This is a genomic window from Bradyrhizobium sp. 31Argb (genome assembly GCF_043638955.1).
Classification (GTDB): domain Bacteria; phylum Pseudomonadota; class Alphaproteobacteria; order Rhizobiales; family Xanthobacteraceae; genus Bradyrhizobium.
This window is the reverse complement of sequence record NZ_JBEGDB010000208.1, coordinates 1-14,195: the sequence shown is the minus strand read 5'-3', so window position 1 is coordinate 14,195 and position 14,195 is coordinate 1. Positions and strand designations below refer to the sequence as shown.

11 protein-coding genes are annotated in these 14,195 nt (G+C 63.9%); 5 read left to right on the top strand and 6 right to left on the bottom strand.

From position 1 onward, the window contains the following. Nucleotides 1-292 precede the first annotated feature (292 nt). Nucleotides 293-772: an Lrp/AsnC family transcriptional regulator gene (locus tag AAFX91_RS29875; protein WP_394569015.1), complete on the bottom strand. Its 480-nt coding sequence runs from the start codon at nt 770-772 to the stop codon at nt 293-295. Between the two features lie 120 nt (nt 773-892). Here AAFX91_RS29875 and hppD point away from each other — a divergent pair, with 120 nt between their 5' ends. Further along, nucleotides 893-2,008 (top strand): 4-hydroxyphenylpyruvate dioxygenase, encoded by a 1,116-nt coding sequence (hppD, locus tag AAFX91_RS29870; RefSeq protein ID WP_394569014.1) that lies wholly within the window; start codon nt 893-895, stop codon nt 2,006-2,008. 101 nt (nt 2,009-2,109) lie between these two features. Here the strand turns inward: hppD and AAFX91_RS29865 are convergent, their stop codons facing one another. From AAFX91_RS29865 to AAFX91_RS29850, 4 genes are all read right to left on the bottom strand, one after another. Then, complete coding sequence (locus AAFX91_RS29865) at nt 2,110-3,222, bottom strand: CaiB/BaiF CoA transferase family protein (RefSeq protein WP_394569013.1); 1,113 nt, start codon at nt 3,220-3,222, stop codon at nt 2,110-2,112. 150 nt (nt 3,223-3,372) lie between these two features. Next, the gene (locus tag AAFX91_RS29860; protein WP_394569012.1) at nt 3,373-4,173 is read right to left on the bottom strand and encodes an FAD binding domain-containing protein; all 801 of its coding nucleotides are present in this window, start codon (nt 4,171-4,173) and stop codon (nt 3,373-3,375) included. A 141-nt stretch (nt 4,174-4,314) separates the two neighbouring features. After that, nucleotides 4,315-6,654, bottom strand: coding sequence for a xanthine dehydrogenase family protein molybdopterin-binding subunit (locus AAFX91_RS29855; RefSeq protein WP_394569011.1), 2,340 nt, complete (start codon nt 6,652-6,654; stop codon nt 4,315-4,317). A gap of 85 nt (nt 6,655-6,739) precedes the next feature. Continuing rightward, nucleotides 6,740-7,225 (bottom strand): (2Fe-2S)-binding protein, encoded by a 486-nt coding sequence (locus tag AAFX91_RS29850; protein ID WP_130582486.1) that lies wholly within the window; start codon nt 7,223-7,225, stop codon nt 6,740-6,742. 244 nt (nt 7,226-7,469) lie between these two features. Between AAFX91_RS29850 and AAFX91_RS29845 the strand changes: the two genes are divergently transcribed. Next, nucleotides 7,470-9,518, top strand: a complete 2,049-nt coding sequence (locus tag AAFX91_RS29845) for a methyl-accepting chemotaxis protein (protein ID WP_394569010.1) — start codon at nt 7,470-7,472, stop codon at nt 9,516-9,518. Nucleotides 9,519-9,528: 10 nt separating this feature from the next. Here the strand turns inward: AAFX91_RS29845 and AAFX91_RS29840 are convergent, their stop codons facing one another. Beyond that, nucleotides 9,529-9,903: a DUF3175 domain-containing protein gene (locus tag AAFX91_RS29840; RefSeq protein ID WP_130582488.1), complete on the bottom strand. Its 375-nt coding sequence runs from the start codon at nt 9,901-9,903 to the stop codon at nt 9,529-9,531. Nucleotides 9,904-10,085: 182 nt separating this feature from the next. Here AAFX91_RS29840 and AAFX91_RS29835 point away from each other — a divergent pair, with 182 nt between their 5' ends. The 3 genes from AAFX91_RS29835 (at nt 10,086) to AAFX91_RS29825 (ending at nt 14,084) form a co-directional block, all read left to right on the top strand. Then, nucleotides 10,086-11,588: an MFS transporter gene (locus tag AAFX91_RS29835; RefSeq protein ID WP_130582489.1), complete on the top strand. Its 1,503-nt coding sequence runs from the start codon at nt 10,086-10,088 to the stop codon at nt 11,586-11,588. A 6-nt stretch (nt 11,589-11,594) separates the two neighbouring features. Beyond that, nucleotides 11,595-12,431: a trehalose-phosphatase gene (otsB, locus tag AAFX91_RS29830; protein ID WP_130582490.1), complete on the top strand. Its 837-nt coding sequence runs from the start codon at nt 11,595-11,597 to the stop codon at nt 12,429-12,431. A 207-nt stretch (nt 12,432-12,638) separates the two neighbouring features. Continuing rightward, nucleotides 12,639-14,084, top strand: coding sequence for a trehalose-6-phosphate synthase (locus AAFX91_RS29825; protein WP_165421416.1), 1,446 nt, complete (start codon nt 12,639-12,641; stop codon nt 14,082-14,084). The last annotated feature ends 111 nt before the right edge of the window (nt 14,085-14,195 follow it).

Here is a 14,195-nt window from a genome sequence, read left to right as displayed (position 1 = left end):
ACTTTGGCGTAGAGCTCACCAGGCCGCCGCCCAGCGCGCGCACTTCAAAACAAAAAGACAACTGTAATGCTAGAGCGTTTTCGAGCGAAGTGGATACCGGTTCGCGTGAAGAAAACGCGTCAAAACAAGAAACTAGAGCTTCGGTTCTGATTCAATCAGAACCGAAAATGCTCTAGGCCCGCAATTCGAATGACGGAATTCCCTCGATTTGCGCCACACTCTGTTTGAGCATGATCTCCGCGCAAACGCTCCGCGTTTGTCGCGAGGGAAAACCGATTCCCACTTTTCCGGATCATGCTCGCTGCAGCGCCTTCAACGGCAATTTCGCGCTCTCCTTCAGCCTGTCCAGCACGATCGAAGAGCGCACATGGGCGACGCTCTGGTGCGGCATCAGCACATTGTTGACGATGTCGGACAGGCTCTTGAGGTCGCGCAGCACCGCCTTCAAGAGATAGTCGGCGTCTCCGGTCAGCGAATAGGCTTCCTGGATCGCATCCACACGGTTGACCAGCTCCCGGAATTTCTTCGCGTTGTCGGGCGAGTGCGTCGCCAGCGTGATCTGGATGAAGGCGATCAGCTCGAAGCCGAGCGCCTCGCCGGCGAGGTCGGCGTGATAGCCCGAGATCACCTTCTCCTCCTCCAGCCGCATCCGCCGCCGCGAGCATTGCGAGGCCGACAGACCAATGAGATCGGCGAGCTGTTGATTGGTCAGCCGGCCATCGTCCTGCAAGGCGGCCAGGATCTTGAGATCGAACGTGTCCAACTGAATCATGCGTCATTTGCCGTTGAGGTGCACGTATTGTGCATGATACTAGCCTATCGCGCGTCATTATGCATGCACCTTGCGGCCCGGTCGGTGGAGATTCCTGTCAATCAAGTAGGGAGAATCGCAATGGGTCCGTTTCCTCACGATGCACCGCCGGCCGAAATCACGGCCGACAATCCGATGGGCACGGATGGTTTCGAGTTCGTCGAATATGCCCACCCGCATCAGGAAGAGCTGCACCGCCTGTTCAAGCTGATGGGCTATGTGCCGGTGGCCCGCCACAAGACGAAGCAGATCACGCTCTATCGCCAGGGCGACATCAACTATCTCGTCAATGAGGAGCCGGGCGCGCATGGCCATGACTTCGTCGCCGCGCATGGGCCGTGCGCGCCGTCGATGGCGTTCCGCGTGGTCGATGCCAGGCGCGCCTATGAGCGCGCGCTGTCGCTCGGCGCGGAGCCGGCCGATAATGCCGCGCAGAAGACGCTCGATGTTCCCGCGATCAAGGGCATCGGCGGCAGCCTGCTCTATCTGGTCGATCGCTACGGCGCAAACGGCTCGGCCTATGATCTCGAGTTCGAATGGCTCGGCGAGAAAGACCCGCGGCCGGAGGGCTCGGGGCTTTATTACATCGATCACCTCACCCATAACGTCCATCGCGGCCGCATGGATGTCTGGACCGGCTTCTACGCCAAGCTGTTCAACTTCCGTCAGATCCGTTTCTTCGACATCGAGGGCCGCGCCTCGGGCCTGTTCTCGCGCGCCCTGACCAGCCCTGATGGCAAGATCCGGATTCCGATCAACGAGGATGCCGGTGATTCCGGGCAGATCGAGGAATATCTCAACCTCTATCGCGGCGAGGGCATCCAGCACATCGCCTGCGGCGCGCGCGATATCCATCGCACCATCGAAGCGCTGCGCGCGGCCGGCCTGCCGTTCATGCCGTCACCGCCCGACACCTATTTCGAGAAGATCGACCAGCGCCTGCCCGGGCATGGTGAAGACGTTGCGCGGCTGCAGAAGAACGGCATTCTGATCGACGGCGAGGGCGTGGTCGATGGCGGCCAGACCAAGCTGCTGCTGCAGATCTTCTCGGCGAATGCGATCGGGCCGATCTTCTTCGAATTCATCCAGCGCAAGGGCGACGACGGATTCGGCGAGGGCAACTTCAAGGCCCTGTTCGAATCGATCGAAGAAGACCAGATTCGTCGCGGCGTGCTGAAGGTGGACCACGCGGCGTAACGGAACCCGTCATTGCGAGCGAAGCGAAGCAATCCATCTTTCCGCTTGCGGAGGCATGGATTGCTTCGTCGCTTGCGCTCCTCGCAATGACGAGTGTGGAGCTATTCGCGTGACTTCCACGCGCTCAGCACATCGCCAAGCTCTGCCGTCACCGGCTCCCTGATCGCCGACGGGGTCCGCGAGAAGCGCGGCGCGGGCGCCGGCTGTGTGACGCCATGGCGTTCGACGAACACCTTTCGCGCGGCCATATGCGGATGTTTCGGGGCTTCCGCCATGGTCAGGATCGGCGCGAAGCAGATGTCGGTGCCTTCCATGATCTTGCACCACTCCTCGCGCGTCTTGCTCTTGAATATCTCGTTGATCTTTTCTTTCAGCGCAGGCCACGCCTTGCGGTCCATCTGGGTGTCGAACTCGGCGTCGGTGAGGCCGGCGTGCTTGCGCAATAGGGCGTAGAATTGCGGCTCGATCGAACCGATCGAGACGAAATGGCCGCAGGCGCATTCGTAGACGCCGTAGAAATGCGCGCCGCCGTCGAGCATATTCTGGTCGCGTCCTTCCACCCAGCGGCCGCTTGCGGCCAGGTCAAAGAACATCGACATCAGCGACGCCGCGCCATCGCACATCGCGGTATCGACCACCTGGCCCTTGCCGGATTTTGATGCTTCCAGGAGGGCTGCGAGCACGCCGACCACGAGGTAGAGCGCGCCGCCGCCGAAATCGCCGACCAGGTTGAGCGGCGGCACCGGCTTCTCTTTGGTGCCGATCGCGGCCAGCGCGCCGGTGATCGAGATGTAGTTGATGTCGTGGCCGGCGGCGTTCGCGAGCGGGCCCTCCTGGCCCCAGCCGGTCATGCGGCCGTAGACCAGCTTCGGATTGCGCGCGAGCACGACGTCAGGCCCGAGGCCAAGCCGTTCCATCACGCCGGGACGAAAGCCCTCGATCAGCGCATCGGCATTGGCGAGGAGATCGAGCACCTGCGCGACCGCGGCCTTGTCCTTGAGGTCGAGCTCGACGACCTTGCGCCCGCGCGTCGAAACGCCCTTGAGATTCTTGCCAGCGCCGACGCGATCGAGGGTGATGACCTCGGCGCCCATATCTGCCAGCATCATGCAGGCGAATGGGCCGGGGCCGATGCCTGCGAATTCGACGATGCGGGTGCCGGCGAGCGGGCCGGAGGCGCGGACAGCGGACTGAGGGGCGGGTTTGTCGAGCACGTTTCCATCCGTGTTTTAATTAGGCGATTAGCTAAATTGTCGGGCGATATGCCCGGCCTTGCAAGCGCTTTTTCCGAAGACCTTATCGAAAGTGGAACGGCGCGCATCGCTGCGCGCCGTTTGCATAGATGGATGGTAGGATGCTCCGGATCAGCCTGCCGCCGTCACCGCGCGCTGCGCCATCACCTTGATGAGGTTGGCGCGGTAGTCGGCGGAGCCATGGATGTCGCTGAGCAATCCGGCAGACGGAATTTGCACACCGTCGAGCGCGGCTGCCGACCAGTTCGCCTTCAGCGCCGCTTCGATCGGGCCGACGCGCATGACGCCGCTTTGCGACGCGCCGGTCGCGGCGACGCGGACGTCACCGTCCTTGGTCTTGGCGACGAACACGCCGGTCAGCGCAAAGCGCGAGGCGGGGTGGGGGAATTTGGCGTAGCCCGCCTTGGCCGAAATCGGGAACGACACGGCTGTGATGATCTCGCCGTCTTCGAGGGCGGTACTGAACAGGCCCTGGAAGAAATCATCGGCTGCGATCGTGCGCTTGTTGGTCTTGATGGTGGCGCCGAGCGCCAGCACCGCGGCCGGGTAATCGGCGGCGGGATCGTTGTTGGCGAGCGAGCCGCCGATCGTGCCGCGATGGCGCACGGCGGGGTCGCCGATCAGTGAGGCGAGATAGGCGACCGCGGGGATCGCCTTTTGCGCCGCGCTGCTCTGCGCCACGTCACAATGCGGCGTCGCCGCCTTGATCGTCAGCGCGTCGGCCGTCGCGTCCACGCCGATCAATTCCTTGATCTTGCCGAGATCGATGACGTCAGACGGCGACGCGAGCCGCTGCTTCATCACGGGGATCAGCGTATGGCCGCCGGCGAGATATTTCGGCTCCCCACCTTTGGCGAACAGGGCCGCGGCTTCGTCGACCGATGAAGCGCGATGATAAATGGTCTCGTACATTGGGGTGCTCCCTGGGTCCTGCTTTGGCCCTCGAGTCATTCCGGGATGCGCCGCCAGGCGCAGACCCGGAATCTCGAGGGATTTGTCCGTGCTTCAGATTCCGGGTTCGACGCTTCGCGTCGCCCCGGAATGACGAAAGTATCAACCGTGAATGGTGTGCCAGACGCGATCAGGCGTCGCCGGCATCTCTAACTTGTTGTTGCCAATCGCATCCGTGATCGCGTTGATCACCGCGGCCGATGCACCGATCGCACCGGCCTCGCCGCAACCCTTGACGCCGAGCGGATTGCCCGGGCACAGCGTCGTGGTGTGCGAGATCTGGAACGACGGCAGGTCATCGGCGCGCGGCATGGTGTAGTCCATAAACGATGCCGTGACCGGCTGGCCGTTGCTGTCGTAAACCGCGCCTTCGAGCAGCGCCTGGCCGATGCCCTGGGCGAGGCCGCCATGGACCTGTCCCGCGACAATCATCGGGTTGATGAGCCGGCCGAAATCATCCGCCGCCACGAAGTTGACGAATGAGGTCTTGCCGGTCGTGGGATCGACCTCAAGCTCGCAGATATACGCGCCGGCCGGGAAGGTGAAGTTGGTGGGATCGTAGAATGCCGTCTCCTTCAATCCCGGCTCCATGCCATCAGGCAAATTGTGCGCGGTATAGGCGGCGAGCGCGACCATCGGCAGCGCGATCGACTTGTCGGTGCCGGTGACCTTGAACTCGCCGTTCTCGATCACGATGTCGTTCTCGGACGCCTCCAGCGCGTGCGCGGCGATCTTCTTGGCCTTGGCCTCGACCTTTTCCATCGCCTTCACGATGGCCGCGCCACCGACGGCGATCGAGCGCGAGCCGTAAGTGCCCATGCCGAACTGCACCTTGTCGGTATCGCCATGGACGATCGAGACCTGGCTGATCGGAACCCCCAGGCGCTCCGCGATGATCTGGCAGAACGTGGTCTCGTGGCCTTGGCCGTGGCTGTGCGAGCCGGTGAGGATCTCGATCGTGCCGACCGGATTGACGCGCACCTCTGCCGATTCCCACAGGCCGACGCCGGCGCCCAGGCTGCCGACCGCCTTTGACGGCGCAATCCCGCAGGCTTCGATGTAGCAGGATACGCCGATGCCGCGCAGCTTGCCGTCCGCTTTGGCCTTCGCCTTGCGCGCCGGGAAGCCGGCATAGTCGATCGCCTTCATTGCGGCGTCGATCGAGGCATGGAAGTCGCCGGTATCGTAGGCCATGATCACCGGCGTCTGGTACGGAAACTGGGTGATGAAATTCTTCTTCCTCAGCTCCGTCGGATCGACCTTCAACTGCCGCGCCGCGGTCTCCATCATCCGCTCGATCAGATAGCTCGCCTCGGGACGGCCCGCGCCGCGATAGGCGTCGACCGGCGTGGTGTTGGTATAGACGCCTATCACCTCCGCATAGATCGCGGGGATGACGTATTGCCCCGACAACAGCGTCGCATAGAGATAGGTCGGCACCGCCGAGGAGAACAGCGACATGTAGGCGCCGAAATTGGCGTGGGTCTTCACCCGGAGGCCGAGGATCTTGTTGTCCTTGTCGAACGCCAATTCAGCCTTCGAGACATGGTCGCGGCCATGCGCGTCGGTGAGGAAAGCCTCCGTGCGGTCCCCGGTCCACTTCACCGGGCGGCCGACCTTCTTGGAGGCCCACAGCGCCACCATCTCCTCGGGGTAGATGTAGATCTTGGAGCCGAAGCCGCCGCCGACGTCGGGCGCGATCACGCGCAGCTTGTGCTCGGGCGCGATATTGTAGAAGGCTGACAGCACGAGACGGGCGACATGCGGGTTCTGCGAGGTCGTATAGAGCGTGAAATGCTCTTCGGCCGCGTCATAGTCGGCGACCGCCGAGCGCGGCTCCATCGCGTTCGGTACCAGGCGGTTGTTGGTGAGGTCCAGCGTCACCACATTCGCCGCCTTGCTGAAGGCATCCTTCACCGCGGCCTCGTCGCCGAGATGCCAGTCATAGACCACATTGCCCGGGGCTTCCGGGTGAAGCTGCGGCGCGCCCGGCCTGATCGCGGCCTTGATATCAGCCGCCGCCGGCAGCTCTTCATAATCGACCACCACGGCTTCCGCGGCGTCGCGGGCCTGGTTCTTGGTCTCGGCGATCACCACCGCGACCGCCTGGCCGACGAAGCGCACGGTCTCCGGCGCCATCGCCGGCCATGCGCCCATCTTCATTGGCGAGCCGTCCTTCGACGTGATGGCCCAGCCGCAGATCAGGTTGCCGATCTTGTCGTCGACGAGCTCTTGGCCCGTGAGCACCGCGATCACGCCGGGCTTTTTCAGGGCCTCGCTCGAATCGATGCTCTTGACGTTGGCGTGGGCGTGCGGGCTGCGGATGAACTGGGCATAGGTCATGCCCACCAGTTTGATGTCGTCGACGTAGCGGCCTTTGCCGGTGATGAAACGGCGGTCTTCCTTGCGGACGACGCTTGCGCCAATGCCTTCGATGCCCATTGTGAATTCCTCCCGACCGGAGATGTGATGTCCCGCCGCTTCCATCGAAGCCCGGCGGCTTTTGACGAGATGTGGCCGGCGGCGGCTATTCCGCCGCCTGCGCGACCTTCATGCGCCCGGCGGCGTCCAGCACCGCCTTGACGATGTTGTGGTAGCCGGTGCAGCGGCAGATATTGCCTTCCAGCTCGTGACGAACGGTTGCCTCGTCGAGCTCGCCGCCATAGCGTTGGACGATGTCGATCGCCGACATGATCATGCCCGGCGTGCAGTAGCCGCACTGCAGGCCGTGATTGTCCCGGAACGCCGCCTGCATTGGGTGCAATTCGTCGCCCTTGGAGATGCCTTCGATGGTGGTGACGTTCGAACCCGCCGCCTGGCCCGCCAGCACGGTGCAGGACTTCACTGCCCGCCCGTCGATATGGACGACGCAGGCGCCGCATTGGCTGGTATCGCAGCCGACGTGGGTTCCGGTCAGGTTCAGGTTTTCGCGCAGGAGATGGACGAGGAGGGTTCGGTCCTCGACGTCGACGGATACCGCTTTGCCGTTCACCGTCAGCTTGACTGTAGACACGCGTCGTTCCTCCGGATGCTTTTAATTATTCCAATTAGAAACAGCGGCGAGGAACTTGGCAACTACGATTTTGGCCACCTTTGTCACGGCCATGACATCGGTGACAGCGACGAGCTGCGCTTCCCGGAGGGGGACTCCACAACTTCTCCGAAATGTCTGCCGAATTTACTAGCTCTTATCCATTCTGCCTTAGCTTTGCGCGTCGGGTCCGGGCAACGATTTCCGGACGCCACTTGTTTTCAGAATGAAGACGGGGGTTGGGGTGGGACTACTGGGGCGTGTGGGGTCGCGAATGCCGACCCTTCGATTTCGTGCGAAAATCATCCTGGGCTTTGCCGCGGTGCTGGCTATTACGGCGGCCAGCATGGGCTTTGCCTATCTTGGCTTTGAGCGTGTCTCGGCCGGCGTCGCCGCCTACCGCGCGAGCGTCCGGGAGGCCGATCTGGCGCGCAATATCGACCGTGAGCTGATCTCCTACCGTTCGCTGGCGCGCTACTATGTGGCGACCGGCAAGGAAGAGGACGGCAAGGCAGCGCTCGCGGCGGAGGCCAGCCTCAAAGAGGCCATCCTCCAGGCGATGAAGGGCACCACCGACCCCGCGCGGGTCGAGCAGGTGACCAAGCTCGAGCGTGAGTTCCGCGCCTTCACCAAGATCTTTGCCGAGATCCTCAAGGTCAAGGAAGAGAGCGGGCTGGTCGCGCAGAACCAGCTCGCCCGCGGCGGCAACTCGCTGCGCTACAAACTCGACGATCTCGCCTCCAACGCGGCCGAAGCCGGACTGTCCGCCGTCGAGATGGGTGCCAAGCAGGTCGCCTCGCAGTTCCAGGCGGCGGCCGCGCTCGCCAGTACCTTCGTGGTCAATTCCGACAAGATCACCGGCACGAGCGGGCTGGCGCGACTGAAATTCGTCGAGAACTCGCTGAAGGCGATTTCCTCGACCGACGAGAAGGTCGTCGCTGCGCTGAAAGAGCTGACGAAGATGCTCGAAGAGTATCGGGAGGCGCTCTCGAAACTGATCGAGAACTCGAAATCGATCGACGAGCTGACCCTCGAGATGACGGAATCCGCAGCCGCCATCAACCAGGGCTCCGGCGTGATGAAATCGGACCTGCTCGCCGACCAGAAGCGCATGGAAACCGAGTCGGACGCCGCGATCGGCGCGACCGAGCGGTTCATTCTGGTGCTCGCCGCCGGTGGCTTCGTGCTCGGCGCTGTGCTCGCCTTCCTGCTCGGAACCGGCATTTCGCGCCCGATCCGGGCGATGTGCGCCGCGATGCGCGAGCTTGCGGCCGGCAATTTCGACGTCGTGCTGCCGGGGCTCGGCCGCAAGGACGAACTCGGCGAGATGGCCGGCGCGGTGGAGGAATTCAAGCTCCAGGCGATCGCCAAGGCCGAGCGCGATGCCGCGAGCCAGGAGGTGCAGAACAAGGCGAGCGCCGCGGCGCGCCGTGCCGAACTGATCCACTTCGCCGACGAGTTCGAGACGGCGGTCGGCTCGATCGTCGCCAACGTCTCGGCCTCGGCGGTGCAGCTCGAGACCGCGGCGGGCACGCTGACGCGGACCGCTGAGACCACGCAGAACCTTTCAAGCCAGGTAGCGGGTGCCTCCGAGGAGGCGTCGAGCAACATGCAGTCGGTGGCTTCCGCGACCGAAGAGCTATCGGCTTCCGTCGACGAGATCGGACGCCGCGTGAAGGAGTCCAGCCGGATCGCCGATGCTGCGGTGCAGCAGGCCGAACAGACCGACGCCCGCATCGGCAAGCTCTCGCTCGCCGCGCAACAGATCGGTGACGTGGTCAAGCTGATCACCGCGATCGCCGAGCAGACCAACCTGCTGGCGCTGAACGCGACGATCGAAGCGGCACGCGCCGGCGATGCCGGCCGCGGCTTCGCGGTGGTCGCCTCCGAGGTGAAATCGCTCGCCAGCCAGACCGCGCGGGCGACCGAGGAGATTTCCACTCACATCTCGGGCATGCAGTCGGCGACGCAGGAATCCGTTGCCGCCATCAAGGAGATCGGCGGCACCATCGGCCAGATCTCCGAGATCGCCGCCAACATCGCCGGCGCAGTCGAGCAGCAGAGCACGGCGACGCAGGAGATCGCCCGCAGCGTGCAGAATGTCGCCCAGGGCACGCAGGAGGCCGCCACCAGCGTCACCCTCGTCAACCGCGGCGCCACCGAGACCGGCTCGGCGTCCGAGGAGGTGCTGAACTCGGCACGCTCGCTGTCGTCCGAAAGCACGCGCCTGCGCGACGAACTCGACCGCTTCATGGCGAACATCCGGGCTGCGTGATGCCGCGCCGTCACTCCCTTCCGAACTGGTGCTTCAGCTCCAGCTTCGCGCGTTCGAGCCGGGCACGTTGCGCCTGCGGCAGCGTCTTGCCGGCGCGGTTGATGTAGAAGATCAGCATCGACAGCGCCGAGCGGTAGGCGCCGGCCTTGCGGCGCTTGCTTCGCTCGGCGGAGCGCTTCAGCGATGCCGCGATCTTCTTCGCGCTGGTCTGCTTGAACACGCCGCGGTCGAGATCGAGCGCGTCGCTCCGCTCGGTCACCCGCTGCGACCAGCGCCGCGATGACGTCTTGCGCGTGCCGGTCTTTCGCCGCGTGGTGGTTGCTTTTCTTCTGGTGCCCTTTTGTGCCGTGGTCTTTCGTGCGCTGGTTTTGCGACGTGGTGCCATTGCAAGCTCCTGTTTTCAGCTAGCAACATCGGCAAATCCGTCCGGGTTCCTATGCCGCGATGCGGGAACCAGGCGGCGTCGCGGACGTTGTCGTGCGTGGCGGGCATCCGTTTGCCGCAAATTTTGGGGATGAGCACCTTGGGGTAAGCTGCGTTCCGGGGTGATTTCTTGTTGGTTCCGTGATGGATTTGCAGCCGATCCAGCCCAGTCCTGCAACTGCTTCCGCAACGCGTGACGCTGACGCGCCGCCGTCGCCGGATCATGACCGCATCATCGAGACGTCGATCCCCGCGCGTCTCGATAGTCTCACCTGGAGCGGTTTTCACACCCGCGTGGTGACCGCGCTTGGCATCACCTGGATCCTCGACGGGCTTGAAGTCACGCTCGCCGGTGCGCTGGCGGGCGCGCTGAAGGACAGTCCGACGCTTAAATTCTCCAACTTCGATGTCGGCTTCGCCAACAGCGCCTATCTCGCCGGCGCCGTGCTGGGCGCGATCGGGTTTGGCTGGCTCACCGATCGCATCGGCCGCAAGAAACTGTTCTTCATCACGCTTGCGGTTTATCTCAGCGCCACCGCCGCGACCGCGCTGTCGTGGAATGTCGCAAGCTACGCGCTGTTTCGCTTCCTGACCGGTGCCGGCATCGGCGGCGAATATACCGCGATCAACTCGACCATCCAGGAACTGGTGCCGGCGCGCTATCGCGGCTGGACCGATCTCGTCATCAACGGCAGCTTCTGGATCGGTGCTGCGATCGGCGCCGTCAGCGCCATCGTCCTGCTCGATCCCGCCGTGATCAATCCCGATCTCGGCTGGCGGCTTGCGTATCTCACCGGCGCCTGTCTTGGCCTCGTCGTGTTCGTGATGCGGATGTGGATTCCGGAAAGCCCGCGCTGGCTGATGATCCACGGCCGCCCCGAGGAAGCGCACCAAATCGTCGACGACATCGAGCGCTCGGTGATCGGTCATGTCGAGGCGCAATCGCAGGCGTTGCCGAAGATCAAGCTGCGGATGCGCGACCATACGCCGCTGCGCGAAGTGGCGCATACGCTGCTGGTTACCTATCGCCAGCGCGCGGTGGTCGGGCTCGTCTTGATGAGCGCGCAGGCGTTCTTCTACAACGCGATCTTCTTCACCTTCGCGCTGGTGCTGACCGACTTCTTCGGCATTCCCGCCAGCCATGTCGGCTGGTACATCCTGCCCTTTGCCGCCGGCAATTTCCTGGGGCCGCTCGTGCTCGGCCGCCTGTTCGATACGCTGGGACGCCGCGTCATGATCACACTGACCTATGGCGTGTCGGGCGTGCTGCTGGCGCTCTCGGGCTATCTGTTCTCGATCGGCGCGCTGAGCGCGCAAGGACAGACCATCGCCTGGATGGTGATCTTCTTCTTTGCCTCGCCCGCCGCGAGCGCCGCTTATCTCACCGTGAGCGAGACGTTTCCGCTTGAGGTGCGGGCGCTCGCCATCGCGCTGTTCTACGCGATCGGCACGGGCATTGGCGGCGTGATCGGACCTGCATTGTTTGGCGCGCTGATCGATACCGGATCGCGCAATTCCGTTTTCGCCGGCTACCTCCTGGGGTCGGCGCTCATGATCGTCGCGGCCTTGGTCGCGTGGCGCTACGCCGTCGCCGCCGAGCGAAAATCGCTCGAAACTGTCGCACGGCCGCTGGCTGTTGTGGAGTAGAATGAGATGACTGAGGAACTGGCTGACATGCCGCTGGACGAAGACTTTTCGCCGGAAGACGAAGCCTCGCCGGAAACCGTACCGGTGCCGAGCGCGCTGGTCGGGCATCTGAGCGAGACCGCGGTCCTGCTCGACGTCGACGGCACCTTGCTCGACTTCGCGCCGACGCCGCGCGAGGTCTGGGTGCCGCCGGGGCTGGCGAAAACGCTCAATCGCCTGCTCGAGCGCACCAATGGTGCGCTGGCGCTGGTCAGCGGCCGTTCGGTGAATGATCTTGACCTGATTTTCGCCCCCGATGTCTTCCCTGCGGTCGGCGGCCATGGCGCGGAGATGCGGCTCGATCCGCAGGGCGATGGCGATGCGGGCCACGCGCTGCAGCTTGACAAGGAGCTGAAGCGGCGTCTGGCCGCCATCGCCAGATTGAGCCCGGGCATTCTGCTCGAGGACAAGGGCTATTCGCTCGCGCTGCACTATCGCCTTGCGCCGCATGCGGAAAGGGCGATCTATGAGGCGGTATCGCTGATCCGCGCCGATCTGCCTGAGGCGCCGATCGAGGTGCTGCCCGGCAAGCAGGTTTGCGAGATCAAGCTCGCCGGCTTCACCAAGGCCACCGGCGTGCGCGAACTGATGAAGCATCCGCCGTTCAAGGGCCGCAAGCCGTTCTTCATCGGCGATGACGTCACCGACGAGACGGTTTTTGCGATCATGCCCGAGCTCGAAGGGCTCGCTTTCTCGGTCGGCCGACGCGCCAAGGGAGTGGCCGGTCATTTCGACGCGCCGAGCGACGTGCGCGAATTCCTTGCGCATCTGCTCGATGACGAGCGCGAAATCGCCGCGCCTTAGCCGAAACCTCAACCGCAAATTGGCGCGGAATAACCGCAGTTCCTGCTGTGGGCGGTCGCCTGCTCGCAAAAAATTTTCTTTTTGTGAGTTGACGCCCCGGTTCCATGCGGGCCTGCCTGAATTTGGTTTCAATTCGGAGAAAGCGTGGCCAGGAACCATATTGATGAATGGTTGTTAATACGCGAATGCCCAACGGGAGGGGACCACTTGAACCTCGTTGTCGTGTCGAACCGCGTAGCGCGTGGAAAACCCAATGAACCCATGACGGGCGGCCTCGCCGCCGCTCTTTTGCCTGTTGTCGAGAAGTCCGGCGCGATCTGGGTCGGCTCCAGCGGCCGTGTCCGCGATGGGAACCAGAAGGAACCCTTCGCGGAGGTGGAAGCGCTCGGTGCCGGCGCGCTGGCGATGCTCGATCTGCCGGCCGCGCATTACGGCGGCTATTACGAAGGCTTTGCCAACTCCGCGCTGTGGCCGGCGCTGCACTCGCGCGCCGACCTGATCCGCGCCTCGGAGGAGGACTATGCCAGTTACCGCGAGGTGAACGCGTTCATGGCGCGTGCGCTGCTGCGCTTCCGCAAGGACGATTCGGTGTTCTGGATTCAGGACTACCATTTCCTCGCGCTCGGCGCGGAGCTGCGCGATCTCGGCATCGACAAGCCGATCGGCTTTTTCCTGCACACGCCGTGGCCGACGCGCGCGGTGATCGAAGGCGTCCCGCATCATCGCGAGCTGATCGAGGCGATGCTTGCCTACGATCTCATCGGCTTCCAGACCGAGGAGGATTGCGAGAATTTCCTCGGCTACGTCGAAGCCGATCTCGGGCTCGTCGTGCGGGACGGCAGCGTGACGTCGCGTTACGGACGCAGCCGCGCCGCGGTCTTCCCGATCGGCATCGATCCGGACAAATTCGCGCAGCAGGCCACCAAGGCGATGACCCATCCCGACGTCTCGCGATTGCGCCGCAGCCTGAACGGCGAGCGGCTCGCGATCGGCGTCGACCGGCTCGACTATTCGAAGGGCCTGATCAACCGCGTCAAGGCTTTCGACCGGATGTGGACGATGCATCCCTCGCTGAAGCGCACGATCTCGCTGCTGCAGATCGCAACGCCATCGCGTGGCGGCATCGAGGCCTACGGCAATCTGCAGAGCGAGGTCGCAAAACTCGTCTCCGACGTCAACGGCATCCATGGCGAGGTCGACTGGACGCCGATCCGCTACCTCAACAAGGGATTCAGCCAGGCGGTGCTCGCCGGTCTCTACCGCACCGCGCAGGTCGGCGTGGTGACGCCGCTGCAGGACGGCATGAACCTTGTCGCCAAGGAGTATGTCGCCGCCCAGAACGCGGCCGATCCCGGCGTGCTGGTGCTGTCGAAATTCGCCGGTGCCGCCAACGAGCTTGAGGCTGCCCTCATCGTCAACCCGCACGACGTCGACGGCATGGCGCGCACCATTGCCACCGCGCTTTCGATGCCGCTCGCCGAGCGGCGGCTGCGCTGGGAAGCGATGATGGAGAAGATCTGCACGGGCACCATCCAGCAATGGTTCGCCAATTTCGTCGAGGCGCTGCAGGACACCGGCGCCGAACAGCCCGAGCGCGCGCCGCCACTGGCCGAAGCCACGCACTGGCCCTATCGCAGCGCCCGCATTCATTAGCCGCTCTCCTTGGCCCTCTGTCGTCCCGGCGAAAGCCGGGACCCATATGTGGACGGCCCCCGTGGCACAAGAGCTTTTGAGGTGATCGGATCGCTGCATCCATATGTCCGG

What these genes read in the sequence shown, in the direction of transcription:
- AAFX91_RS29840 (WP_130582488.1), bottom strand. Translation starts at nt 9,903, where the DNA reads ATGGCACCACGTCGCAAAACCAGCGCACGAAAGACCACGGCACAAAAG.
- otsB (WP_130582490.1), top strand. Translation starts at nt 11,595, where the DNA reads ATGACTGAGGAACTGGCTGACATGCCGCTGGACGAAGACTTTTCGCCG.
- AAFX91_RS29845 (WP_394569010.1), top strand. Translation starts at nt 7,470, where the DNA reads ATGAAGACGGGGGTTGGGGTGGGACTACTGGGGCGTGTGGGGTCGCGA.
- AAFX91_RS29875 (WP_394569015.1), bottom strand. Translation starts at nt 772, where the DNA reads ATGATTCAGTTGGACACGTTCGATCTCAAGATCCTGGCCGCCTTGCAG.
- hppD (WP_394569014.1), top strand. Translation starts at nt 893, where the DNA reads ATGGGTCCGTTTCCTCACGATGCACCGCCGGCCGAAATCACGGCCGAC.
- AAFX91_RS29855 (WP_394569011.1), bottom strand. Translation starts at nt 6,654, where the DNA reads ATGGGCATCGAAGGCATTGGCGCAAGCGTCGTCCGCAAGGAAGACCGC.
- AAFX91_RS29860 (WP_394569012.1), bottom strand. Translation starts at nt 4,173, where the DNA reads ATGTACGAGACCATTTATCATCGCGCTTCATCGGTCGACGAAGCCGCG.
- AAFX91_RS29835 (WP_130582489.1), top strand. Translation starts at nt 10,086, where the DNA reads ATGGATTTGCAGCCGATCCAGCCCAGTCCTGCAACTGCTTCCGCAACG.